The sequence below is a fragment of the Methylobacterium sp. E-016 genome, from assembly GCF_022829745.1.
In the GTDB taxonomy this organism is placed as follows: domain Bacteria; phylum Pseudomonadota; class Alphaproteobacteria; order Rhizobiales; family Beijerinckiaceae; genus Methylobacterium.
Map to the genome: position 1 here is coordinate 20,288 of NZ_JAKSYF010000058.1, position 22,949 is coordinate 43,236.

Sequence of the window (22,949 nt, forward strand, 5' to 3'; positions counted from 1 at the left end):
CGCGTGCCGTACACGGGGCGAACCGCGCACTCGGCGGCCTCGTTAGCATAGGCGCGGAGCCGGTTCCAAGCTGGTGCGAACGATGCGGCCGTCACGCGGAGCGGGGGAGGGCCGACCGCGGCGTGTTGCGAGCCGGCGACCGTTCCCATATACACGGAAGCGAAATTCTTCATCCCTCGCGAGCGTTCAGTCCCTCCGATGTCCGAACTGCTGTCCCTACAGGCCGCGCTCAACGCCCGGATCCCGGCCCTCTCGGGGGATGCATCGGGTGCCGCCCGCCGTGGCTGTCCGCTCTCAGACCTGCGCGACCGCCTGCGGCGCGCCGGCCTGCGCCCGACGCGCCAGCGCCTGTCGCTCGGCTGGCTGCTGTTCGGGCGCGGCGACCGCCACCTGACGGCGGAAATGCTCTACGACGAGGCGATGCGCGCCAAGGTGCCGGTGTCGTTGGCGACGGTCTACAACACCCTTCACCAGTTCACCGAGGCGGGCCTGCTGCGTCAGCTCGCCCTCGACGGGTCGAAGGCCTACTTCGACACCAACCCGTCGGAGCATCACCACTTCTTCCTCGAGGACGAGGGGCAGGTGCTGGACATGCCCGATTGCGGCATCACCGTCGAATCGCTGCCCGACGCGCCCGAAGGCATGGAGATCGCCGGCGTCGAGGTGATCGTCCGCCTGCGCCGCCGGCCCGGCACGCGCCGCCAGAGCTGAGCAGCCGCCGAACCTTCCAGACTCGAGAATAGGGCCCGGTGCGAACCGGGCCCTTTTTTCCTAGTCGACCTTCTCGTTCGGGTAGACGCCCCAGAGGCGGTCCTGGTGGATGTAGCCGTCCACGTCGTGCTTCGAGGGCAGGGCGACGACGAGGCGGCACCACGATCCGGTGCAGGTCTTCACGCTGCCGATCACGCCCGCCTCCAGGCGGGCTTCGTCCTCGGCACCGTCGTCGGCACGCGCGCGCAGCGGGATCGCGGCCTTGTCGGCGCCCTTGGACGCGGTGACGATCGCGGTCCGGCGGCCGGAGAGCAGCGAGTGCAGGACCCAACCCTCGGTCCCCTCCGAATCGCGGATGCGGCGCCAGGTCTCGAACTCGGCGACGATCTCGACCGGCATGCCGGCGCGCTGGAACACCCACAGGGTGCGGTGATCCTTCGAGGGCCCCTCGCGCAGGTTGACGCGATCGGTCTTCAGGCTGGCATAGCGCGGCAGCGGCAACTTGGTGACGGGCCCGATTCCGGATTCGGGACCGCCGCTCGCTGCGGCCGATGCCGTCCCGATCGAAGCCGGCAGGGTGAGGGTGGGCGACGCCAGGAGGGCGGCGCCCACGAAGAAGAGCCGAGCCAGCCGCATCGTCCATCTCCTGATCTTCGCACGTCGGCGACAGAACGCCCGCGCCGCGGGCTGGTGCCGCCGCGGCACTTCGGATTGTGTTCCGGCCTGCCTCTGGTAGAGAGGCCGGAAGCCGTCCGCTCCTGTCTGGCGGAGCTCGGTTAACGGAGCTTGAAACCGGGAACGGGACCGGTCCACGATGCGTCGACGCCGCGCGAGGCGTTCGTGTCGGGCCTGCCCGAACCGGTGATGGGAGAGAAGATGTCGTTGAAGCGCAAGCCGCTCGTCGTCGTGACGCGACGCCTGCCGGACGCGGTCGAGACGCGGATGCGCGAGCTGTTCGATGCGCGGCTGAACCACGACGACGCCCCGCTCTCGTCCGATCGGATCGCCGCCGCGATGCGCGAGGCGGACGTGCTGGTCCCGACCGTCACCGACAAGATCGACGCCGGCCTCCTCGCCCAGGCCGGGCCGAACCTGCGATTGATCGCCAATTTCGGCAACGGCGTCGACCACATCGACGTGGGCGGGGCGCTGGAGCGCGGCATCACCGTCACCAACACGCCCGGCGTCCTGACCGAGGACACCGCCGACATGACCATGGCGTTGATCCTCGCCGTCGCGCGGCGGGTGCCCGAGGGCGCGCGCATCATTCCGGACGACGACTGGACCACGGGCTGGTCGCCGACCTGGATGCTCGGGCGCCGCATCACCGGCAAGCGCCTCGGCATCGTCGGCATGGGCCGGATCGGGCAGGCGCTCGCCCGCCGCGCCAAGGCGTTCGGCCTGCAGATCCACTACCACAACCGCCGCCGGGTCCCGGCCGCGATCGAGGCCGGGCTGGAGGCGACCTACTGGGAATCGCTCGACCAGATGCTGGCGCGCGTCGACATCGTGTCGGTGAACTGCCCGCACACGCCCGCCACCTACCATCTGCTTTCGGCCCGCCGCCTCAAGCTGCTCAAGCCCGAGGCGATCGTCGTGAACACCGCCCGCGGCGAGGTGATCGACGAGAACGCGCTCGCCCGCCTGATCGAGGCCGGCGAGATCTCGGCGGCCGGCCTCGACGTGTTCGAGCAGGAGCCCGCGGTGAGCCCGCGCCTGATCAAGCTTGCCAAGTCCGGCAAGGTCGTGCTGCTGCCGCATATGGGCTCGGCCACGTTCGAGAGCCGGATCGACATGGGCGAGAAGGTCATCATCAACATCAAGACCTTCATGGACGGCCACCGCCCGCCGGATCGGATCCTGCCCAGCATGCTCTGAGCCAGGATCGGGACACGGCATGGGGATGGTGAGCGCCTCGACGGAAGCGACCGGGACCCCGGTTCCGCCTTTGGCCGGTCGGATGCACGCGTTCCGCAGCCTCGGCGGCAATTGCGAGTTCGGCTTCGTGCAGCGCTACGGCGGCGCCGAGCCGTCGGGCCTGTTGCGCTTCGCGTACACGCCCCTCGACGACCTCATCGAGGCACTGACGACCGATTTTTCGAGGTACGGCGCCCCCGGAGACCTGATCCTGGAGGCGACCGAGACCGGCGTGTATTATTGCCGGAGCCAGACCTACAACATCTGGTCGAACACTCAACGACAGGTCGAAGGTACTGATCACGACGCGCTGCTCGAGCGCGAATACGGCCGGGTGGCGCACCTGAAGGCCAAGATGCTCGCCGACCTGGCGACCGGCGCGAAGATCCTCGTGAGGAAGGTCGAGCCGGGCGAGCCCGATTCCGCCTTCGCACGGCTGGCTGAAGCTGTGTGGCGCCATGGGCCGTCGACGCTGCTTCGTGTGCACGAGGCGGATGACGACGGGGTGGTGCCGCCTTTCAGGCGCACCGGGCCGAGAGTGCTGGAAGGCGGCGTCCGGCGGTTCGCGCCCGGGGAGCAGGCCTGGGACGTCGACCTCGAATCCTGGGTCGCCCTGTGCGATGCCGCCTATGCCGAGCATGCCGGCGTACCGCTGGCCTGGCTCGCGCCCGCGACCTCCGCCGATGCGATGCGGCTTCCGCGTGGGACGACGCGGCACAAGGGCCTTCATTGGGAACTGGGCCTGAGCGCCTTCACCAAGCTGCTCGACCCCGCTCGCTTCGATCCGGCAACACCCTACGTTTTCTCCGCCTGGGTCCGGATCCCGGTGGGAGCGTCGCCCGAGCGCATCTTCGCCGTGATGGGCCGCGAGCGCCTCGGCTGGTGCGATGCCGACCTGACGGTCCGCGATCGGTGGCAGCGCGTCTGGGCCGCCGGCCGCATCGGCACCGGGCAGCATCGTCCGTGCGTCGGGCTCGGCCTGATTGGAGGAGCCGGCGACCGGTTCCAGTCCCGCGACTGGCACCTTCACGAGGGGCCGGTCCCCGATTGGGCCGCCCCGCCGCCCCCGGAATCGGCCGTGCGGGCGGTCCTGCAAGGCCTTCTCGGACGACGCACCTAGAGGCGGCTTCGCGGAATCCTCGAAGATCGCTCAGGTCGGACGCGGATCAGGCTACGTCGCCGCTCACCGCGACCCGCGCATCGGCGCTCTGGAACAGCCGCTCGCTGGTGAGCTTCAGGAAGCTGAAGCCGAATTCCGGGTTCTGGTAGTAGAGCTGCTTGACCGCTGAATAAGGCACTTCCAGCGCCCGGCCGGCCTCGGTGCAGACCAGCGAGGCCGTGCGCCTGTTGCCCGGCGAGAGCAGGCCGAGCTCGCCGACGATGCCGCCGGCCCGCACCTCGATCCCGTATTCCGGGATGCGGAAGCAGCCGGCCTCGACGTAGTACATCGTCGTCGCCGCCTCGCCCTTGGCGAACAGCGATGCCCCGGCCGCGAAGGCCCGCTCGGTGCCGTAGGGCTTCAGCCAGTCGAGGGAGAGGTCGCCGTCGGCGGCCTTCTCCACGTCGCGCACCAGCCGGACCATCTGCCAGAGCCGCCAGGCGTTGAACGGGATCTGGATCGCCTCCGTCAGCACCACCGGCATGCTGCCGATCAGCAGGCCGTAGGTGATGACCGCGGCGCTCGCCACGAGCGAGATGATCCGCAGCGGGATCATCGTGCTCATCGCCGAGGCCGAAATGGTCAGCGCCGTCCCGAGATAGCCGATGCCCTCGACCCAATTCATCAGACGGCCTCTTCCCGCATCGCGATCATCCGTCCCCTGATGCATCGCGTTTCAGGCTCGACCGCAAGACGATCCGGCGCCGCCGCCTCATCCCGTCACGCGGCTGTGCCCATCCGGATACGCTCCGCCACGGCGTCGGCCGCCCGCACACCCTCGGCATAGGCGCCCCCGGTCGTGCCCCACTGCTCGCGCGACAGCGCCTCGCCGGCGAACCAGATCCGCTCGCCGACCGCCGCGTGCAGCGTTCGGCGCGCGCCGGCGTGGCCCGGCGGCACCGACGCCCAGGAGCCGCGCGACCAGGGATCGCGGCGCCATTCGCTCACGGCGGGGATCGACAGGTCGTGGAGGCGGCGGGCGCCGAAATGATCGGCCAGCGTCGCGCGCACGCGGCGGCGCAGACCGTCCTCGCCGGCGCCGGCGGCATCGATCTCGGCGGCCCCGACCGAGTCGAGCTCGAAATAGTGGAACGGCGTCCCGTCGATGCGGGTGAGCAGGCCCGGCGGGCTGAAGCGTCCGCCGACGAGGCTTGCGAGACGGTCCCGCCCGCGGAACGGGCTCGACGGCCAGTGCAGCACCGCGTGCTCGTAGATGCCAACCCGGAACCCGTCGATCGCGGCACGGATCGGCGCGGGCAGGGCCGGCGAGAAGGCGACGCTGTCGCGCAGCACCATCATCGGCACCGTCACGATCACGGCGCGGGCCTTCAGCGTCCGCCCGTCCGCGGTGGCGACGCGAACGCCGGCTCCCGTCCAGTCGATGCCGGCGACGGGGCAGTCGAGCGCGATCGGCAGCCCCTGGGCCAGCCGCCCGAGGTAGCCGCCGTAGCCGCCGGCGACGAAGTAGTTGTCGCCGTATTCCATGCTCGGGAAATCCTGGAGCGAGACCTCCTCCAGCGGCCGTCCGGACACCAGACCGTGGACCAGCGCGACGCGGGCGCCCCAGAGGCCGAGGCCGCGGGGCAGGGCGCTCGCCGCCGCGCGGTCCGGCCCGCCCGCGGCGGCGCCTGCATGCATCGCCCGGTCGGCGCGGTCGAAGGCCCGGGCGGAGGCCGCGACCTCGGACGGGCGCCCGGGGCGACGCCCGACCCAGACGTGGCCTTCCTGGGCTGCCCGGCGCAGGGGCTCGCCGCGCTCGAAGCCCAATTGGACGAGGGGGTTGATCGGGCCCGCGTGAAGCCAGTGCGCCCCGAGGTCGACCGCATGGCCGCGCAGCATCGTCGCGACCGTGCGCCCACCGACGCGGTCGCGCGCCTCGAGCACCGCGACGGACAGGCCGGCGGCGATCAGCGTCCGCGCGGCGGCGATCCCGGCAGCGCCCGCGCCGACCACGATCACGTCCGGGTCCGCGGGCAGCGGGGCGAGCCTGGGCGCGACGCTCGGCCGGAACCGGGCATGCGGGGGTGCCGTCTCGTGCATCGAGGTCATTGCGCGGATCGCGATCCTTCTCGTCGTTCTCATTCCGGGTCCGTCGCGCGTTTCGGCCAACCCGCCGGCCCGAGGCCGACGAGACGCAAGCGGTGCTCTTGCGGCGGACGGATCGGGACACCACAACCGCGATGCGCCGATCGACGGCGGGAGACGGGATCACGGCATGCTCATCCAGGCGGCGCTCGCGGCCCTGCGCCAGACCTTCTCCCCGCCGCTCCGTGCGATCCTGTGGAAGTCGCTCGGGTTGACGCTCGGCATCCTGGCGCTGGCCTGGTTCGGGCTGACGCGGTTGATCCAGTGGTTCCAGGCGAGCCACCAAATCTCGCAATCCTATCCCATCCTCGACAGCCTCGCCTACTTCCTGGCCGGGTTCGGGCTGTTCGTCGCGCTGGCCTACCTGATGCCCGCGGTCTCGATCCTGGTGGCAGGGTTCTTCCTCGACGACGCCGCCGAGATCGTCGAGCGCACCGACTTCCCCGACGACCCGCCCGGCCGCCCGATGCCGTGGGGCGCGGCGATGCTCTACGCCCTGCGCTTCGCCGGACTGACCCTGCTGGTGAACCTTGCTGCGCTGATCATCTTCTTCGTGCCGGTGATCGGGCTGGCGGCCTTCTTCGCCGCCAACGCCTACCTGCTGTCGCGCGAGTATTTCGAGATGGCCGCGGCCCGCTACCGGCCGCTGGCGGAGGCCGGCGCGATGCGCCGGACGTTCTCGGGCACGACGATCGCGGCGGGCTGCCTGCTGGCCGGGATGATGGTTGTCCCGGTGCTCAACCTGCTGACGCCGCTGTTCGGCATCGCGCTGATGGTCCACGTCCACAAGCGGCTGGCGCACCGCCTGCCGGCCCCCGCCCTGCAGGGACGGCTCCGGTAGCGGCCTAGCTCCGGCTGCCCCAGCGCCGGCCCATGCCGGGCGAGCCACCGGCGTCGGCCCCGATCGCCGGACCGGACGCCCGCATCGGACGGTGCTGCGAGCCCTCGCCCATCGGGGTCGGCGCGATCGAGTCGGGTATCTCGGCCTGCTCCTCGGTACCGCGGCCCTTGGCGAACTGCCCGGCGGCTCGGAAGCGCCAGAGATAGCCCGGCACCACCGCCTCGGCGGCGGTCGGCTGGATGCCGAGCCCCTCGAAGCTGCGGCCCTCCGCCTTGGCGGCCTCCGAGACGACGTTGTCGTTCTGCAGCAGAACGACCTGATCGCGGGTGAGCTTGAGGTCGGCCGGCAGCAGCCCGAAGGTCAGGGTGTCGGCGATCTCCATGGCACGGGCCTGGATCTTGGCGATCGGCAGCGGCAGCGACACCACCATGCGCTTGCGCATCGTCGTGTCGAGCATGTAGCGCACGAGGTGATCCAGCGTCGCGACCTCGGGTCCGCCGAGCTCGTAGACCTTGCCGCCGGGCACGCGTCCGTCGGCGGCCAGCGCGATCGCCTCGGCGACGTCGCCGACGAAGACGGGCTGGAAGCGCGACTCGGCCCCGGCCAGCGGCAGCACCGGCAGGAACCGGGCGAGGCTGGCGAAGCGGTTGAAGAAGCTGTCGCCCGGCCCGAAGACCAGGGAGGGCCGGAACACGACGGCGTCGGGACGTGCGGCGAACACTGCGGCCTCGCCCTCGGCCTTGGTGCGGGCATAGCGCGATTCGGAGTTCGGGTCGGCGCCGATCGCGGACACGTGGATCATCGCGGCGCCGACATTGGCCGCCGCCCGCGCGATCAAGCCGGGGCCTTCGGCCTGGAGACGCGAGAAGCTTTGGGCGCCGGTTTCCTGAAGGATGCCGACGAGGTTGATCACCACGTCCGCACCCTCGACCGCCCGCACGACCGAGTCGGGGTATCGCAGGTTCGCCTGCACGGCGACGATCTGGCCGACCTTCCCGAGCGGCTGCAGGAACAGGGCGAGATCGGGACGGCGGACGGCGACCCGGATGCGGTAGCCGCGCTTGGCCAGCGCCCGAACCACGTGCCGGCCAAGGAAGCCCGAGCCGCCGAAGATGGTGACCAACTGCGAAGCGGGCCGCGTCAGGGACGGGGTCAGCAGGACGGTGTTCGGAGTGCTGGAGCCGGTCATCGCCTCGTCTCGGTCTGTGGGGCCTGCGGGCTCGGGGGCATCGCCACCCCCGGTCCGCCGTTCCTTAGACCATTTTTACCGGTCGCACGCGCCGGGCGGGCGACGAAACGACGATCTTGAACGTCGCATCCTGCAGGCGCGTACCGCCCGTCCCCGAATGGATCAGCGATCGCTCCGCAGGAGCCAACCAAGGCCGAATGCGGCGGCTGCGACGATCGCCAGGGTAGCGCCCTTGTTCTCCTCGGCGCGTTTCGCGACGTGGCGGCCATGGTGCTCCGCCCGGCCGCGGTAATGACGTCCGCGGCTCACGGCCTCGTCGGCGATGGCGCGGCCGCGCTCGCTCGCTTCGTCGATGAAATGCTCGCCGTCGCGACGCCAGTCCCGCGCGGTCTCGCGCGCACGGCCGTAGGCGTTCTGCGCAACGCCCGCGGCCTGGTCGACGGCACCGTCGAGCTGGCGTCCGGCATCCCCGCCGACTGCACCCATCGCGGTCTTGGCGCGGCCGCGCAGGTTGCGCACGCCGCCTTCGAATCGATCCCGGTTCATGATCTCGTCCCTCGCATCGTGATCCGAAGGCCGGCAGCGCCGGTCTTCGCGGATGGGCACCGGGGCCGGCTCGCAGCCGCCCCGGTGCCGAGCGCTGGACGGATCAGATCTTCTTGACGGCGTCGGCGGCCTTCTGGGCCGCGCCCTTCACGCCGTCCTTGGCGTCGCCGACGGTCTTCTGGGCTTCGCCCTTCAGCTCCTGCGCCTTGCCCTCGGCCTGCAGCTTCTCGTTGCCGGTGACGTTGCCGACACCCTGCTTGACGTTGCCGACCGCCTCGTTGGCGAGGCCCTTGATCTTGTCCGTGGTGCTGCTCATCGGGACGCTCCCTGTGTGCTCAGCGATCCCGGCCCGGCCTCGCGACGACGCCGCGAAGCGTGACCGAACGCTGTCGGGATGTCCGAACGGCAAGCGCCCATGATGGTTCCAAATGCCCCCGCCACGCGCGAAAGCGTGATCGCCCGACGCTCGGGTCGGGCCCGATACGCGGCCCGACGTCTCGATCCGGCGGGGGGATGAGGCGGCCCGGCGGGACGCTTCGGCACCGACGCGCGGAGCCTCTTCTAGATCTCGATCTCGGTCCCCACCTCCACCACCTGCCGCGTCGGCACGCCGAAGAAGGCGCCGGTGCGCTCGGCGTTGCGCTGCATGAAGGCGTAGAGGCTCTCGCGCCAGGGCTGCATTCCGCGGTCGTCGTTCTTTGGGATGATGGTCTCGTGGCCGATGAAGACCGTGAGGTCGTCGAGCATCTGCGGCGGCAGGCGGCGGTGCTCGACGGCGCAGGCCAGCCCATCGGGGATCGAGGCCTCCTCCATGAAGCCGTAGCGCAGGGTCACCCGGTAGAAGTCGGGCGCGAGGATCGTCACGTGGCTGCGCTCCTCGCGCGGCACGGTCGGGGTCTCCTCGTACTGGGCGGAGACGATCATCACCCGCTCCGGCAGGGCGTGGCTGCGCTCGACGAACCGCGACAGGTGCATCGGGATGCCGTGCATCGCCGCCGACAGGAACACGCCGGTTCCACGGACCCGCACCAGGTCCTGGTGCTGGAGCGAGGCCAGGAACACGTCCTCCGGCTGGCGCAGGCCGACCCGCGCCTCCTCGACCAGCTGGTTGCCCCTGCGCCACGTCAGCATCATCAGCGCGACGAAGCCGGCGAGCACCAGCGGAAACCAGCCGCCCTCGAACAGCTTCACGCTGTTGGCCCCAAGGAAGACGAGGTCGATCAGCAGGAAGAAGCCGTTCACCGCCAGGATCGCCACGAGGTTGTAGCCCCATCGGCGGGCGATCAGCGCGGCGAGCAGCGTGGTGATCGCCATCAGCAGCGACACGGCAATGCCGTAGGCGCCGGCGAGCGCGTCGGACGATTCGAAGATCACGACGGCGGCGATGGTGGCGGCGGCGAGGAGCCAGTTCACCGCCGGCACGTAAATCTGCCCACGCTCCTCCGAGGCGGTCTGGACGATGTGCATCGGCGGCAGGAAGCCGAGCTGGACCGATTGCTGGGTCAGCGAGAACACACCCGAGATGATCGCCTGCGAGGCGATCACCGTCGCCATCGTCGCCAGCCCGATCAGCGGGTAATGCGCCCAGCCCGGCGCGAGCCGGTAGAACGGGTTCTCGATCGCGTCCGGCGAGGCCAGCAGCAGCGCGCCCTGCCCGAAATAGTTGATCACCAGGGCCGGCAGCACCAGGGCGAACCACGCCACGCGGATCGGCCGGGCGCCGAAATGCCCGAGGTCTGCATACATCGCCTCGCCGCCGGTGACCGCTAGGAAGGCCGCGCCCAGCATCGCGAAGCTCACGTGCCAGCCGGCATGGACCAGAAATTCCACCGCCTTCAGGGGGTTCGCCGCCTGCAGGATCTCCGGCTTTTGCAGGATGCCGCCGATCCCCATCAGCGTGAGGACGACGAACCACAGCAGCATTACCGGCCCGAAGATCCGCCCGATGAAGGCGACGCCCTTGCTCTGCACCAGGAACAGGGCGACGAGGATCGCGATCGTAATCGGCACGACGTAGCGGCCGAGCGCCGGCGCATCGACCTTCAGGCCCTCGATCGCCGAGAGCACCGAGATCGCCGGGGTGATCGCGCCGTCGCCGTAGAGAAGCGCCGCGCCGATCAGCCCGACGACGAGCAGCAGCGCCTTCCACGAGCGCGGCTTCGCATGGCGGGCGCCCAGCAGCGCCAGCATCGCGACGATGCCGCCCTCGCCGGCATTGTCGGCGCGCAGGATCAGCACCGCGTATTTCAGCGAGACGATCAGGATCAGCGCCCACAGGATCAGCGAGACCGCGCCGACCACCGCGATGGGGTCGGCGTTGCCGCCGCCGCTGGCGGCCCGCACCGCCTCCTTGTAGGCGTAGAGCGGGCTGGTGCCGATGTCGCCGTAGACGACCCCGAGCGCACCGAGCAGCAGGGCCGGGCGGAACCTTCGTGCGGCGGCGGGCTCGGCGCCCCCCTCCGCACGGACATGACTCTCACTCACAGAACGCCCCGCCCTCGTCGTTTCGCGGCGCGACGCTAGCAGGCGCCCGGCGCCCGTCCATCGGAACCGTGCATCGCCGCCGACGATCGCGTCAATGTGTGTCGGCCCGACGTCAGATCAGGGCGGCGAGCGCATCCGGGCAGGGCGCATCCCGGGCGATGACGATCACCGGCACCTCGGCGTGGCGCGCGATCGCCTCGGCGACCGTCTCGGGCGGCGTCGGCGCGCCGGTGCTCTCGTTGACGACGATGGCGAGGACCGGGATGTCGGCCGCCCGGCAGGTCTCGTAGGCCGTCAGGGCGTGGCTGATCGCCCCGAGATAGCTGCCCGAGACGAGGATCGCCGGGCAGGCGAGCGACCACAGCCAGCCGAGGCCGGTCGCCTCCTGGGTCACCGGGCTCATCAGGCCGCCGACGCCCTCGACGATCAGCGTGCCCGTCGCGGCCTCCATCCGCTCCAGGCACCACGTGACGATGTCCTCGAGGACGGGCGCTTGGCCCTCGAGAGCCGCCGCCTGGTCGGGGGCGAGCGGCGCCGCGAAGCGCCACGGCGAGCAGGCCGCGACGGCGGCGACCGTGACCGCGATCCCCTGGGCCGCGAGAAGCTGCGCCGTATCGCTGCCGGCAAAATCCGGGTCGCCCATCGGCGGCACGCCGCTCGCGACGGGCTTCAGCGCCCGCACGTCGCGTCCGTCGGCGCGCAGGCGCCGCACGATCGCCGCGGTGACGTAGGTTTTGCCGATCTCGGTGCCGGCGCCCGCGATGAAGACGGTCGTCATGGATGATGGATCCCGCGGCGCACCGGTTCTCGCGATGGCGACCGTCCGCCGACCATCGATCGAGGCCGAACGAAACGTCGCCCGCACATCCCATCCCAGGTCATCCCGGGCCCGCCTTTCAGCGCCCCGGGATGACGGGGCGGGTGGAGCGCCCCTGAACGAGAACCCTACGGACGGGAGCGCCGTGACGAGAGCAGGCGCTCAGGCCGTGAAGCTGCCGTGGCAGTGCTTGAACTTCTTGCCAGAGCCGCAGGGGCAAGGCTCGTTGCGGCCGACGCGACCCCAGGTGGTCGCGTCGTCGGGGTCGCGCTCCAGCACGGCCCCGTCGGCCGACAGCCCCTGGGCGGCGTAGCCGTAGGCCGGCCCGCCGCCGCCGTCGCTCCCGGTGCCGCGGCCGGCATAGTCCATCTCGTTCTCGCCGGTGACCGGATCGAGGTGCTGGGCGAACATCTGCGGCAGGCCGGGGGATGGCCCGAACGGGTTCGCCTGGGCTTCCGGCTCCTGGAACATGATCTCGACGCGCGAGAGCTGGCTGGTGACCTGCTCGCGCAGCTGCGTGACGAGGCCGTTGAACAGGTCGAAGGCCTCGGACTTGTACTCGTTCAGCGGGTCGCGCTGAGCGAAGCCGCGCCAGCCGATCACCTGGCGCAGGTGGTCGAGCGTCACGAGGTGCTCGCGCCAGAGGTGATCGAGGGTCTGCAGGAGCACCTGCTTCTCGATGTAGGTCGTCACCTCGGCACCGTTCTTCTCGGCGCGGGCGGCGTAGGCGGTGTCGGCGGCCTTCTTCAGGCGCTCGCGCATCTCCTCGTCGGCGATGCCCTCTTCCTTGGCCCAATCCTCGATCGGCTCGTCGAGGTTGAGGATCTCCGTCACGCGCTCGCGGAGGCCGGCGACGTCCCACTGCTCGGCGTAGGCGTTCTCGGGGATGTGGGTCGCGACGAGGTCGTCGATCGTGGCCTGGCGCATCTCCTCGACGGTCTCGGACACGCTGTCCTGGCCCATGAAGTCGCGGCGCTGCTCGAACACGACCTTGCGCTGGTCGTTCATGACGTTGTCGTACTTGAGCACGTTCTTGCGCATGTCGAAGTTGCGCGCCTCGACCTTCTGCTGCGCCTTCTCGATCGCCTTGTTGATCCACGGGTGGATGATCGCCTCGCCCTGCTCCAGGCCGAGCTTCTGCAGCATCCCGTCCATGCGGTCGGAGCCGAAGATGCGCATCAGGTCGTCCTGCAGCGACAGGAAGAACTTCGAGCGACCGGGATCGCCCTGGCGGCCCGAGCGGCCGCGGAGCTGGTTGTCGATGCGGCGCGATTCGTGGCGCTCGGTGCCGATGATGTAGAGGCCGCCCGGCAGCGCCTTCTTGCGGCCGGCTTCCGGATCGGCCGGCTCGCCCGACGCCAGCACCTTGGTGCGGTTCTCGGCGATCTCGGCCTTGATCGCGGCGACCTTGGCGTCGCGCTCGGGGCCGTCCTCGAGGCCGGCGAGCTCCTTCTCGACACGCATCTCGACGTTGCCGCCGAGCTTGATGTCGGTTCCGCGACCGGCCATGTTGGTGGCGATGGTGATCGCGCCGGGCACGCCGGCCTCGGCGACGATGTAGGCCTCCTGCTCGTGGAAGCGGGCGTTCAGCACCGCGAAGCGCTTGGTGACGCGGCCCTCGCGCGCGGCGGCGTAGACGTCGGTGAGTGCATTCGGATCGGAATAGTCGAGCAGGGTGAAGCCGGCCTTCTTGAGCAGCTCGGCGATCAGCTCGGACTTCTCGATCGAGCCGGTGCCGACCAGGATCGGCTGGTGGCGCGCATGCGCCGTCTCGATCTCCTCGATGATGCCGGCGTACTTCTCCTCGACGGTGCGGTAGACCTGGTCGTCCTCGTCGACGCGCTCGACCTCCTTGTTGGTCGGGATGTCGACGACCTCGAGCTTGTAGATCTCGGCGAACTCGTCGGCCTCGGTCGAGGCCGTGCCGGTCATGCCCGCGAGCTTGTCGTAGAGGCGGAAGAAGTTCTGGAAGGTGATCGAAGCCAGCGTCTGGTTCTCGGGCTGGATCGTCACCCGCTCCTTCGCCTCGAGAGCCTGGTGCAGGCCCTCCGAGTAGCGCCGGCCCTGCATCATGCGGCCGGTGAACTCGTCGATGATCACCACCTCGTCGTTCTTGACGATGTAGTCCTTGTCCCGGGTGAACAGCGTGTGGGCGCGCAGCGCCTGGTTCACGTGGTGGACGATGGTGACGTTGTGGCCGTCGTAGAGGTCGCCGTCCTTGAGGATGCCGGCGTCGCGCAGCGCGTCCTCGATGAACTCGTTGCCCTCCTCGGTCAGCGAGACGGTGCGCTGCTTCTCGTCGAGGTCGTAGTGCGAGGGCACCAGCATCGGCATCAGCGCATCGACGGTGACGTAGAGCTCGGAGCGGTCGTCGACAGGGCCGGAGATGATCAGCGGCGTGCGCGCCTCGTCGATCAGGATCGAGTCGACCTCGTCGACGATCGCGAAGTTGTGCCCCCGCTGCGCCAGCTGGGACATCTCGTACTTCATGTTGTCGCGCAGGTAGTCGAAGCCGTACTCGTTGTTCGTCCCGTAGGTGATGTCGCAGGCGTAGGCTTCCTTGCGCTGCTCGTCGTCGAGGCCGTGCACGATCGTGCCGACGGTCAGCCCGAGGAAGCGGTAGACCTGCCCCATCCACTCCGCGTCGCGGGCGGCGAGGTAGTCGTTGACGGTCACGACGTGGACGCCCTTGCCCGACAGCGCGTTGAGGTAGACCGGCAGCGTCGCCACCAGCGTCTTGCCCTCGCCGGTCTTCATCTCGGCGATGCCGCCCTCGTGCAGCACCATGCCGCCGATCAACTGCACGTCGAAGTGGCGCTGGCCGAACACGCGCTTGGCCGCCTCGCGCACGGTGGCGAAGGCGGGAACGAGGATATCGTCGAGGCTCTTGCCGGCCGCGAGCTCGGCCTTCAGCATGTCGGTGCGGGCGCGCAGGGCGTCGTCCGACAGCACCTGGATCTCGGCTTCGAGCTCGTTGATCGCCGCGACGCGGGGACGATAGCCCTTCACGCGCCGGTCGTTCGACGAGCCGAAAATCTTCTTGGCGAGGGCACCGAGCATCGTGAACCTGCAAACGGGAAAGCCCGTCGGCGGTCTCCCGCAGACGGCTGGCCTTGGCTGAGTTGGCCGGGCTTATAGAGGTAAATATCGCGGGCCGCATCTAAAAGAGGCCGGCGCGCGATGGGCTGCGCAGAGGCGCTTCGGCCCGGATCCGAATCGGTGCCGCCTCGCGCGGCCCGTTCGCGGGCGACCGTCGCCCGCGGCGTCAGTTGACTTCGCAGAACCCCACGCCGGCGCCGACGATGCGGTCCGACGGGCACCACGGGCCGGCGACCCGCACCAGATGCGGCGACGGCTTCGCACGCTCCGCGATCGGCGCGACGGCGACGGGCGCGACGGCGACGGGCGTCAGCCCACGCACCGTCTCCCGTGCCTGCGTCCACGGCTCCGTCCGTGGCGACGCCGGCTCCGTTGCGCGAGGCGGTGCGACCGGCAGGGGAACGCCAGCGCTCGCGATGCGCTCGGTCGCGCGCGGCGGGACCGGAGCCGCGGCGGACGCGCTGCCGATTCCAAGGCGCAGGCGGAACCCGCGTGCCTCGGCGGAGGACGGCGTCGCCGCGAACGCGAAAGCGGTCGAAGCCGCGAGCACGATCCATCCGATCTGCGAGATCCTGCGCATCCGCCCCTCCGTCGATCCGGCAAGCCTGTGCCGGCGCGCGTTCACGAAGGTTCAAGAGACGGAGTCAACGGAATGCTTTCCCCGTGACGGGCGAGGAAGGGCGGACGCGACGGCGATGGACCGCGCGCGCATCCTTGCCTCATCTGCGCCGTGCTCCTGCGACCTCATTTCCGTCATCCCTTGCGCCTTGCCTTTGCGTGCGACGCGAGCCACCTGTCTCGCCGATTCCCGCGGCTGCGATGCCGCTTCCTCGAAGCCCCGTGCGAGACCGTCCGGCGCCGTGCCGCGACGGGTCGGGGCGAAACCGTCCAGGAACGCCAACGCCATGTCGAAGACCCAGACCCTCCGCGGCGCGAGCGCGCTCGCCCTGGCGCTCGCGCTCGGCGGTACCGCCTCCGCGCAGACGCCGACCCCGGCGGCGCAGCCCTCCGTCGCCGCCGCGGTGCTGCCCTCGCCCGACAGCGTCGTCGCCAAGGTGAACGGGATCCCGGTCACCGCCGGCGACATCGCGGTGGCGGCCGAGGATCCGGCCCTGTCGCTGCCGGGCGTCGACGATGCGCAGAAGAAGGGCCTGCTGGTTGACTACATGCTCGACCTCAAGGTCGGTGCGCAGGCGGCGGACGCCGCCAAGATCGGCGACACGCCGGACTTCAAGCGCAAGCTCGCCTACTTCCGCGACAAGCTCCTCCTCGACGAGTACCTTGAGCGCGAGGCCAAGAAGGCGGCGACGCCCGAGGCGGCCCACGCGCTCTACGACCAGTCCGCCAAGCTGATGAAGCCGGAGGAGGAGATCCACGCCCGCCACATCCTCGTGGAGAACGAGGCCGAGGCGAAGAAGATCGCCGCGCGGATCAAGGGCGGCGAGGACTTCGCCAAGGTCGCCGCCGAGACCACCAAGGACGCCGGCTCGAAGGCCGAGGGCGGCGACCTCGGCTGGTTCTCGAAGGACCGGATGGTGAAGGAATTCGCCGACGCCGCCTTCAAGCTGCAGCCCGGGCAGGTTTCCGATCCGGTCAAGTCCCAGTTCGGCTGGCACGTTATCAAGGTCGAGGAGAAGCGCAACAAGCCCGTGCCGACCTTCGACGAGCTGAAGGAGCAGATCGATCAGGCGCTGATCCGCAAGGCGCAACAGGATCTGATCCTGAAGCTCCGCGCCGACGCCAAGGTCGAGCGCTTCGACGAGAACGGCAAGCCGATCGCCGCGCCGGCCCCGGCCGCCGAGGAGCCGAAGAAGCCCTGACCGCGGCGGCCGCCCGACGTTCGCTCGCGCCGAAGCGTGGCAGCCGCGGGCTTCGGCGCGGCTCGCCGCGTCTGAGATGCGATGACGGACCGCTCATGCACGGAATTTGCGCCTAAGGATCAACATTTGCGCAAGGATCGTGTGAAAGAGTGCCCAATGATCGGGGCGGCAGGAAAATCATCGCGATGCCGTCGGAGCAGGTTCTGCTGAAGCCCCGCCTGGCACCGATGATCTGGCTCACCGAGACCGCGGCCCCGGTCTGCGTCGAGATCAGCGACGGGCTGCGGCGGACGTTGTTCCGCCGAATGTCCTCGCTGATCTCCGGCTCCCTCGTCGGGCTGATCATCATCGCGATCCTGCTGTACCGGAACCCGATCCCGGCATTCTTCGCCTGGGCGGCCGTCGATACGATCCTGGTCCTGTTCCGTTTCGCCGTCATCGGCCGGTTGATGCGGATCCTCCGAGATCCCTCGCTCCGCCGTCCGAGGGACACCCTCGTCGTCGATGCCTTCGTCGCCGGCAGCGTGCTGTGGTGCGCGCAGATCGGCGTCGGCGCCTTCCTCTGCATGAGCTTGGGCGATCCCGTCCTGGCGGTGTTCGGCACCATGCTGTCGACCGGGATCGTCGGGGCGATGTGCGCGCGCAATCCCGGCTCGCCGCGCATGGTCAAGCTGCAGATGGTCCTGATCATCGTGCCCTATGCGGCCGGCGCTGCGATGGGGCCGGAGCCGTGGCTGTGGCCGATCGCGCTCATCGCCCCGCTTTATCTATGGGGAACGATCAGCATCAACCGGGAACTCCACATCGATTACCTCAAGATGCTGATGGCCCAGCAGGAAAGCAGCCACCTCGCCCTTCACTGCAGCCTGACCGGCCTGCCGAACCGCAACTCCTTCAAAGCGCGCCTCAAGGCGGCCGAGCGGAACGCTTCGGTGCTCTTCCTCGACCTCGACGGCTTCAAGGCGGTGAACGACCAGCACGGGCATCCGGCGGGCGATGCGCTCCTGACGGCCGTCGGCGAACGGATCCGCGGCTGCGTGCCGGATCCCGCCGACGTCGCGCGGCTCGGCGGCGACGAGTTCGCGATCCTGGTCCATGCCGACGACGAGCGCACGATCGCGGCGATCGCGACCCGCCTGATCGCCGAGGTGGCACGACCCTACGCCTTGCCGACGGCATTGGTCGTCCGGGTCGGCCTCAGCATCGGCATCGCGACCCGGCGCGACGCGGACACCGACCCGATGCTCCTCCTGCCGGAAGCCGATCAGGCCCTCTACGAGGCGAAGCGGGCCGGCAAGGGCACCTATCGCTGGTTCCAGCCGGCGAACGAGGCCGAACTCTCCAGCCAAGTCCGAGAGCTTCGCGACATGCTCCCGAAGGCGCAGACCGACCGCGAGCACGGCTTCGAGGCCGGTCTCTCGGTCACGCGCGCCTAGGGGGCGACGCGCGCCGGCCCCCCGGTCGACGCCGAACCGAGCGCGGCCTCACTTCACGTCGGGCGTCAGGTAAGAGGAGGTCGCCGGGCGGGCGGCGCCGACGATCCCGAGTGCAGCCAGCTCGTCGGTGCGCCGGCGCGATGCCAGGATGTCGAGCACCGCGACGACCAGCCAGGGACACGCGATCCCGATGAAGAACGCCATCTCATCACCCTTGCTGATCCGGGCCGCCCGGCATCGAGAGCTGGATGATAGCCCGGCGCCGGGGCTTCGCAAGATGTCGTGCGGGTCGATACGGGTGATCAGACCCAGCCCTGCAGCTCCCGCCGCACCACGGTCTCGATCACCTTCATGCCGAGGTCGCTGTCGTTGAGGCAGGGGATGTAGGCGAAGCGCTCGCCGCCGTTGTCCTCGAAGTAGTGCCGGTTTTCGCCGTCGAGCTCTTCCAGCGTCTCCAGGCAGTCGGCGGTGAAGCCCGGCGCGACGATCGCCATGCGCTTCACACCGGATTTCGCGAGCGTCTGCACGGTCTCGTCGGTGTAGGGCTTGAGCCATTCCTCGTTGCCGAAGCGCGACTGGAAGGTCGTCCGCATCCGCTCGGTCGAGAAGCCGAGCTCTTCGCGGATCAGGCGGCCGGTCTTCACGCACTGGCAGTGATAGGGGTCGCCCTTGAGCAGGTAGCTCTTCGGCACGCCGTGGAACGAGGTGAGGATCACCTCCGGCTCGAAATCGAGCTTGGCCAGCCCCTCGCGGATCGAATCGGCCATCGCACGGATGTAGACGGGGTCGTCGTGGTACGGCGCCGAGACCCGCACGGTCGGCTGCCAGCGCATCTGCATCAGCGCCTTGAACGCCTGGTCGCAGGCGGTGGCCGAGGTCGCGGCGGCGTATTGCGGGTAGAGCGGCACCAGCAGGATGCGGTCGCAGCCCTGATCGAGCAGGGCCTGGATCCGCGGGGCGACCTCGGGCTTGCCGTAGCGCATCGCCCAGTCGACCACGACCTTGTCGCCCATCATCGCCTGCAGGCGCTCGGCCTGGCCGCGGGTGATGGTCTTGAGCGGGCCCTCGTCGCGCTCGTTATTCCACACGCTCGCGTAGTCCTTGCCCTTCGGGCCGGGACGCTTGGTCAGGATGATCAGGTTGAGTAGCGGCCACCAGATCAGGCGCGGCACCTCGATCACCCGGCGGTCGGACAGGAACTCCTTGAGGTAGCGGCGCATCGGCCAGTAGCTCGTGCCCTCCGGCGTGCCGAGGTTCATCAGCAGCACGCCGACACGGCCCCAGCGGACCGTGGGGTGATCGGCCGGAAGGGTGCCCGCGCCGGCCGCACGGCTCGGCTCGACGGTGGAGATGGCCGACAGGGACGCCGGTTCGACGCGTTCGTTCATGGTGAGGTTCTCGGCCATGGCGGCCGCTTCCTGTCCTAGGCCGCCGGGCGCGCGGCGACGGTGAGGCCGCGCGCCCACATGACGGCGGTGCTGTTGTGCGGGATCGGATATCTAACTAGAGCACGAAGCCTGCCAGCGAAGGTCCGGCCGACGAGAGCGCGACATGCAGTCTCCCCGCTACTTCCTGAACCACTTCATGCCGTTCACCGGCTACCCCTACACGGGGGCGCCCACGGCCTGCAATCTGTGCGGCTCCACGGAGAGCGTCACCGTGGCGGAGACCGATCGACGCCTGAAGACGCTGAAGTCGATCGCCTGCGCCGAATGCGGCCTGATCCGCACCGATCCGATGCCGACGCCGGCCGAGCTGGCAGATTACTACGCCCACGCCTACCGCGCCGACTACCAGCTCGCCTTCGCGGGCGGCCCGCCGCGGGTCCATCTCAAGCGCTCGGCGCGCGAGGCGGCGTTCCGGGCGGAACTGCTCGCGCCGAAGCTGGTGCCGGGCGCCCGCCTGCTCGATTTCGGCTCCGGATCGGGCGAGTTCCTGGCCGCCGCCCGGGCTCGAGGCTGCGAGGCGATCGGTGTCGAGCCGGGCCGCGACTATTCCGCCTATGCCCGCGCGACGCACGGCGTCGAGGTGCTGGACGACGCCGCCGACGACCAGTTCGCACCGGGCACGTTCGACGTGATCACCACGCACCACGTCATGGAGCACCTGCGCGACCCGGCCGACGTGATGGAGCGGCTGGCACGCTGGCTGAAGCCCGACGGCGTGCTCTACGCCGCGGTGCCGAACATGGCCGCCACCGGCAAGCCGCCGCACGAGCGATTCCACTTCGCCCACGTCCACGGCTTCGTGCGCGACACCTTCGACCTCACGGCACGCCGCGCCGGCCTCGTGCCCGACACCAATTATTGGCGCGAGGACACGACGGTGGTCTACCGCAAGACCGAGGCGCCGCCGGTGCCGATCCGCGCGCCCGGCCTCGCCCAGCGCCTCGCCGAGGAGCTGAAGCCGATGCCGGCCGCGGCCTACCTCGCTTCCGGCGCCTGGATCTGGCCGATGGTCCGCCGCAACGCCAAGGCGGTGCGCGAGACCTTCTCGGCCCGCTAGGACATCGTCTGCGGGCGGGCCGGGCTTCACCGCGCGCGAAGATGCTCCAAGGACCGTCGTGCGCGCGTCACGTCGGCGGGGGTAGGCTGGGCTTTTCCGCCAAGACGCAACGCCATGCCTCGCCCCAATCGCCGCCAGACCTTCGGTCTCGGCATCGGCGCCGGCCTTTCGGCCGGCCTGCCCGCCATCGCGAACGCGACCGAGCCCACGGCGCCCGAGCCGACGCTGACGCTGCTCCTCGTCAACGACGTCTACCTGATGGGCGAGGTCGACGGGCGCGGCGGGTTCGCGCGGCTCAATGCGATCGTGAAGGCCGAGCGCGACCGCGGTGTCCCGGTGCTCTACGCCCATGCCGGCGACACCCTGTCGCCCTCGCTGATGTCGGGGTTCGACAAGGGCGCCCACATCGTCGACATGCTGAACCTCGCCCCGCCGGACGTGTTCGTCCCCGGCAACCACGAATTCGATTTCGGGCCCGCCGTCTTCCGCGAGCGCATGGCCGCCGCCGCCTTCCCGTGCTTCGCCGCCAACCTGCGGGACGGGTCCGGCCGGCCGTTGCCGAGCCTGCGCGATCGGCAGATGCTCACCCTCGGCGGCCTGCACGTCGGCGTCACCGGCATCGCGTTGGCCGCGACGCCGGAGAAATCCCAGAGCGGCGATCTGCGCTTCGGGCCCGAGCTGGAGACGCTGGCCGCGCAGGCCGAGGCGCTGCGCGCCGACGGCGCGGATCTCGTCGTGGCGATCGTCCACACCGCGCGCGCGACCGATCTCGCGATGCTGGCGGCGGGCCATGCCGACATCCTTTTGTCGGGGCACGACCACGACCTCGTGGTGCAGTACGACGGGCGCCGCGTGCTAGCGGAGTCGAGCAGCGACGCGCATTACGTCACCGCCATCGACATCCACGCCAGCGTCTCTACGGCGGGCGGCACGCGGCGCGTGACGTGGCGGCCGAGCTTCCGAATCCACGATTCGGCGACCGTCGCACCCGATCCGGACACGCTGACCCTCGTCCGCAAGCTCGAGGGCGACCTGTCGCGTCGGCTCGACGTGCCTGTCGGCGAGACCGCCTATCCGCTCGACAGCCGCATCGTCTCCGTGCGCGCCCGCGAGGCGAGCTTCGGGAGCCTCGTCGCCGACGCGCTGCGGGAGGCGACGGGCGCCGACATCGCGGTGATGAACGGCGGCGGCGTGCGCGGCAACCGCCTGTACCCGGCCGGCACGATGCTGACGCGGCGCGACATCCTCACCGAGCTTCCGTTCGGCAACACCATCGTGTCGGTGGCGATCACCGGCGCCCAGGTCCGCGCGCTGCTGGAGGCGGGGTTTCGCGAGCTCGGCCGCCCGGCCGGCCGCTTCGCGCAGGTCTCGGGCCTGACCGTCCGCGTCGATCCCGATGCGTCGGCGGGCGACAGGATCGTCTCCGTCCGCGTCGGCGATGCGCCGCTGGACCCGGCCCGGACCTACCGGGTCGCCGCCAACAACTTCCTCTACGAGGGGGGAAACAGCTACGGCGTGCTGGCTCGGGGGCGGACCTTGATCGGCGCGACGGATGGCGGGCTCGTCGCCACCGCCGTGATCGATTATGTCGCCCGCCACGCCCCGATCACCGTGACCGAGGGCGAACGCATCCTGATCGGCCGATGACCGAACCGACCGTCTCCGCAGCGCTCGCCGCGTTCCGGCAAAGCGCATCCCCGTGGCTTGCCTTGCCGTTCTTCACGGAGGGCGCGGCGGATATCGTGGCGGCACGGGTCGACGAACGGATCGCGGCCGGCGCGCAGGTCTTGCCCGCGCCCGGCAACATCTTCGCCGCCCTGGCGCTGACGCCGCTGCCCGCGGTGAAGGTCGTGATCCTCGGGCAGGATCCGTATCCGACGCCGGGCGACGCCAACGGGCTCGCCTTCTCCTATGTCGGCTCCCGGCGCCTGCCGGCCTCGCTCAAGGTGATCCTGGCCGAGGTCGAGCCGGGCAAGGCGACGCGCGGCGACCTCACGGCCTGGGCGCACCAGGGGGTGCTGCTCCTCAACAGCGCGCTCACCGTCGAGGCGGGCCAGGCCGGGTCGCATCTTCGGTTCGGCTGGGCGAGGCTCGCCGACGAGGCGGTCGCGGCCGTCTCGGCGCGCGCCGAGCCCGCTGTGTTCCTCCTGTGGGGGGCACAGGCGCGGGCGCGGGCCGCGCTGATCGACCGATCGCGACACGGCGTGCTCGAATGCGGCCATCCGTCGCCGCTGAACCGGGCGCGCGACTTCCCCGGCTCGGACCCCTTCGGCCGGGCCAACGCGTGGCTCGCCGAGCATGGGTCGGCGCCGATCGCGTGGCGCCTTCCCTGACGGCTCC

At 70.2% G+C, this 22,949-nt stretch carries 21 protein-coding genes; 9 read left to right on the forward strand and 12 right to left on the reverse strand.

The window, feature by feature from the left end; genetic code table 11:
• Positions 1 to 198 precede the first annotated feature (198 nt).
• Entirely contained in the window at positions 199 to 711 is a 513-nt protein-coding gene (gene irr / locus MKK68_RS04645; protein ID WP_147727713.1) for a Fur family transcriptional regulator Irr, read from the forward strand.
• A 60-nt stretch (positions 712 to 771) separates the two neighbouring features.
• On the opposite strand, the gene MKK68_RS04650 is transcribed toward irr, so the two are convergent.
• The gene (locus tag MKK68_RS04650) at positions 772 to 1,347 is read right to left on the reverse strand and encodes an SH3 domain-containing protein (protein WP_147727712.1); all 576 of its coding nucleotides are present in this window, start codon (positions 1,345 to 1,347) and stop codon (positions 772 to 774) included.
• Positions 1,348 to 1,587: 240 nt separating this feature from the next.
• Between MKK68_RS04650 and MKK68_RS04655 the strand changes: the two genes are divergently transcribed.
• Both MKK68_RS04655 and MKK68_RS04660 read left to right on the forward strand, forming a co-directional pair.
• Positions 1,588 to 2,589 (forward strand): 2-hydroxyacid dehydrogenase, encoded by a 1,002-nt coding sequence (locus tag MKK68_RS04655; RefSeq protein WP_243936346.1) that lies wholly within the window; start codon positions 1,588 to 1,590, stop codon positions 2,587 to 2,589.
• A 19-nt stretch (positions 2,590 to 2,608) separates the two neighbouring features.
• Positions 2,609 to 3,748, forward strand: a complete 1,140-nt coding sequence (locus MKK68_RS04660) for a hypothetical protein (protein WP_244029006.1) — start codon at positions 2,609 to 2,611, stop codon at positions 3,746 to 3,748.
• 46 nt (positions 3,749 to 3,794) lie between these two features.
• Here the strand turns inward: MKK68_RS04660 and MKK68_RS04665 are convergent, their stop codons facing one another.
• The gene (locus tag MKK68_RS04665; protein ID WP_147727710.1) at positions 3,795 to 4,412 is read right to left on the reverse strand and encodes a Crp/Fnr family transcriptional regulator; all 618 of its coding nucleotides are present in this window, start codon (positions 4,410 to 4,412) and stop codon (positions 3,795 to 3,797) included.
• Between the two features lie 95 nt (positions 4,413 to 4,507).
• Positions 4,508 to 5,836, reverse strand: a complete 1,329-nt coding sequence (locus MKK68_RS04670; protein ID WP_244029008.1) for a flavin monoamine oxidase family protein — start codon at positions 5,834 to 5,836, stop codon at positions 4,508 to 4,510.
• A 166-nt stretch (positions 5,837 to 6,002) separates the two neighbouring features.
• Between MKK68_RS04670 and MKK68_RS04675 the strand changes: the two genes are divergently transcribed.
• On the forward strand, positions 6,003 to 6,713 hold the full coding sequence (locus MKK68_RS04675) for a sulfate transporter family protein (RefSeq protein ID WP_244029010.1): 711 nt from the start codon (positions 6,003 to 6,005) through the stop codon (positions 6,711 to 6,713).
• Between the two features lie 4 nt (positions 6,714 to 6,717).
• On the opposite strand, the gene MKK68_RS04680 is transcribed toward MKK68_RS04675, so the two are convergent.
• The 7 genes from MKK68_RS04680 to MKK68_RS04710 form a co-directional block, all read right to left on the reverse strand.
• Positions 6,718 to 7,902 carry a complex I NDUFA9 subunit family protein gene (locus MKK68_RS04680; RefSeq protein ID WP_244029012.1) on the reverse strand — a complete coding sequence of 395 codons (1,185 nt, stop codon included), beginning with the start codon at positions 7,900 to 7,902 and terminating at the stop codon, positions 6,718 to 6,720.
• A gap of 162 nt (positions 7,903 to 8,064) precedes the next feature.
• Complete coding sequence (locus MKK68_RS04685; RefSeq protein ID WP_147727208.1) at positions 8,065 to 8,448, reverse strand: CsbD family protein; 384 nt, start codon at positions 8,446 to 8,448, stop codon at positions 8,065 to 8,067.
• Positions 8,449 to 8,551: 103 nt separating this feature from the next.
• Positions 8,552 to 8,764, reverse strand: a complete 213-nt coding sequence (locus tag MKK68_RS04690) for a CsbD family protein (protein WP_147727207.1) — start codon at positions 8,762 to 8,764, stop codon at positions 8,552 to 8,554.
• A 245-nt stretch (positions 8,765 to 9,009) separates the two neighbouring features.
• Positions 9,010 to 10,863, reverse strand: a complete 1,854-nt coding sequence (locus MKK68_RS04695; protein WP_244029197.1) for a potassium transporter Kup — start codon at positions 10,861 to 10,863, stop codon at positions 9,010 to 9,012.
• A 181-nt stretch (positions 10,864 to 11,044) separates the two neighbouring features.
• Complete coding sequence (gene bioD / locus MKK68_RS04700) at positions 11,045 to 11,710, reverse strand: dethiobiotin synthase (RefSeq protein ID WP_244029014.1); 666 nt, start codon at positions 11,708 to 11,710, stop codon at positions 11,045 to 11,047.
• A 201-nt stretch (positions 11,711 to 11,911) separates the two neighbouring features.
• Complete coding sequence (gene secA / locus MKK68_RS04705; RefSeq protein ID WP_243983600.1) at positions 11,912 to 14,809, reverse strand: preprotein translocase subunit SecA; 2,898 nt, start codon at positions 14,807 to 14,809, stop codon at positions 11,912 to 11,914.
• A 205-nt stretch (positions 14,810 to 15,014) separates the two neighbouring features.
• Positions 15,015 to 15,473, reverse strand: a complete 459-nt coding sequence (locus MKK68_RS04710; RefSeq protein WP_244029017.1) for a hypothetical protein — start codon at positions 15,471 to 15,473, stop codon at positions 15,015 to 15,017.
• Between the two features lie 280 nt (positions 15,474 to 15,753).
• Here MKK68_RS04710 and MKK68_RS04715 point away from each other — a divergent pair, with 280 nt between their 5' ends.
• A complete protein-coding gene (locus tag MKK68_RS04715; protein WP_244029019.1) occupies positions 15,754 to 16,668 on the forward strand; it encodes a peptidylprolyl isomerase in 915 nt (304 codons plus the stop codon).
• Between the two features lie 185 nt (positions 16,669 to 16,853).
• On the forward strand, positions 16,854 to 18,104 hold the full coding sequence (locus tag MKK68_RS04720; RefSeq protein ID WP_244029021.1) for a GGDEF domain-containing protein: 1,251 nt from the start codon (positions 16,854 to 16,856) through the stop codon (positions 18,102 to 18,104).
• Between the two features lie 48 nt (positions 18,105 to 18,152).
• On the opposite strand, the gene MKK68_RS04725 is transcribed toward MKK68_RS04720, so the two are convergent.
• Entirely contained in the window at positions 18,153 to 18,308 is a 156-nt protein-coding gene (locus MKK68_RS04725) for a hypothetical protein (protein WP_243933375.1), read from the reverse strand.
• 98 nt (positions 18,309 to 18,406) lie between these two features.
• Positions 18,407 to 19,492, reverse strand: a complete 1,086-nt coding sequence (hemH, locus tag MKK68_RS04730) for a ferrochelatase (RefSeq protein WP_244029198.1) — start codon at positions 19,490 to 19,492, stop codon at positions 18,407 to 18,409.
• A 163-nt stretch (positions 19,493 to 19,655) separates the two neighbouring features.
• Between hemH and MKK68_RS04735 the strand changes: the two genes are divergently transcribed.
• The 3 genes from MKK68_RS04735 to MKK68_RS04745 all read left to right on the forward strand — a co-directional run bounded on the left by MKK68_RS04735 (position 19,656) and on the right by MKK68_RS04745 (position 22,942).
• Positions 19,656 to 20,609: a class I SAM-dependent methyltransferase gene (locus tag MKK68_RS04735; protein WP_244029023.1), complete on the forward strand. Its 954-nt coding sequence runs from the start codon at positions 19,656 to 19,658 to the stop codon at positions 20,607 to 20,609.
• Positions 20,610 to 20,723: 114 nt separating this feature from the next.
• Positions 20,724 to 22,256, forward strand: coding sequence for a bifunctional metallophosphatase/5'-nucleotidase (locus MKK68_RS04740; protein WP_244029025.1), 1,533 nt, complete (start codon positions 20,724 to 20,726; stop codon positions 22,254 to 22,256).
• Entirely contained in the window at positions 22,253 to 22,942 is a 690-nt protein-coding gene (locus tag MKK68_RS04745; protein ID WP_244029027.1) for a uracil-DNA glycosylase, read from the forward strand. The genes MKK68_RS04740 and MKK68_RS04745 overlap by 4 nt, the downstream gene beginning before the upstream one ends.
• Positions 22,943 to 22,949: the final 7 nt, after the last annotated feature.

What these genes read in the sequence shown, in the direction of transcription:
- irr (WP_147727713.1), top strand. Translation starts at nt 199, where the DNA reads ATGTCCGAACTGCTGTCCCTACAGGCCGCGCTCAACGCCCGGATCCCG.
- MKK68_RS04650 (WP_147727712.1), bottom strand. Translation starts at nt 1,347, where the DNA reads ATGCGGCTGGCTCGGCTCTTCTTCGTGGGCGCCGCCCTCCTGGCGTCG.
- MKK68_RS04655 (WP_243936346.1), top strand. Translation starts at nt 1,588, where the DNA reads ATGTCGTTGAAGCGCAAGCCGCTCGTCGTCGTGACGCGACGCCTGCCG.
- MKK68_RS04660 (WP_244029006.1), top strand. Translation starts at nt 2,609, where the DNA reads ATGGGGATGGTGAGCGCCTCGACGGAAGCGACCGGGACCCCGGTTCCG.
- MKK68_RS04665 (WP_147727710.1), bottom strand. Translation starts at nt 4,412, where the DNA reads ATGAATTGGGTCGAGGGCATCGGCTATCTCGGGACGGCGCTGACCATT.
- MKK68_RS04670 (WP_244029008.1), bottom strand. Translation starts at nt 5,836, where the DNA reads ATGACCTCGATGCACGAGACGGCACCCCCGCATGCCCGGTTCCGGCCG.
- MKK68_RS04675 (WP_244029010.1), top strand. Translation starts at nt 6,003, where the DNA reads ATGCTCATCCAGGCGGCGCTCGCGGCCCTGCGCCAGACCTTCTCCCCG.
- MKK68_RS04680 (WP_244029012.1), bottom strand. Translation starts at nt 7,902, where the DNA reads ATGACCGGCTCCAGCACTCCGAACACCGTCCTGCTGACCCCGTCCCTG.
- MKK68_RS04685 (WP_147727208.1), bottom strand. Translation starts at nt 8,448, where the DNA reads ATGAACCGGGATCGATTCGAAGGCGGCGTGCGCAACCTGCGCGGCCGC.
- MKK68_RS04690 (WP_147727207.1), bottom strand. Translation starts at nt 8,764, where the DNA reads ATGAGCAGCACCACGGACAAGATCAAGGGCCTCGCCAACGAGGCGGTC.
- bioD (WP_244029014.1), bottom strand. Translation starts at nt 11,710, where the DNA reads ATGACGACCGTCTTCATCGCGGGCGCCGGCACCGAGATCGGCAAAACC.
- secA (WP_243983600.1), bottom strand. Translation starts at nt 14,809, where the DNA reads ATGCTCGGTGCCCTCGCCAAGAAGATTTTCGGCTCGTCGAACGACCGG.
- MKK68_RS04715 (WP_244029019.1), top strand. Translation starts at nt 15,754, where the DNA reads ATGTCGAAGACCCAGACCCTCCGCGGCGCGAGCGCGCTCGCCCTGGCG.
- MKK68_RS04720 (WP_244029021.1), top strand. Translation starts at nt 16,854, where the DNA reads ATGCCGTCGGAGCAGGTTCTGCTGAAGCCCCGCCTGGCACCGATGATC.
- MKK68_RS04725 (WP_243933375.1), bottom strand. Translation starts at nt 18,308, where the DNA reads ATGGCGTTCTTCATCGGGATCGCGTGTCCCTGGCTGGTCGTCGCGGTG.
- hemH (WP_244029198.1), bottom strand. Translation starts at nt 19,492, where the DNA reads ATGAACGAACGCGTCGAACCGGCGTCCCTGTCGGCCATCTCCACCGTC.
- MKK68_RS04735 (WP_244029023.1), top strand. Translation starts at nt 19,656, where the DNA reads ATGCAGTCTCCCCGCTACTTCCTGAACCACTTCATGCCGTTCACCGGC.
- MKK68_RS04740 (WP_244029025.1), top strand. Translation starts at nt 20,724, where the DNA reads ATGCCTCGCCCCAATCGCCGCCAGACCTTCGGTCTCGGCATCGGCGCC.
- MKK68_RS04745 (WP_244029027.1), top strand. Translation starts at nt 22,253, where the DNA reads ATGACCGAACCGACCGTCTCCGCAGCGCTCGCCGCGTTCCGGCAAAGC.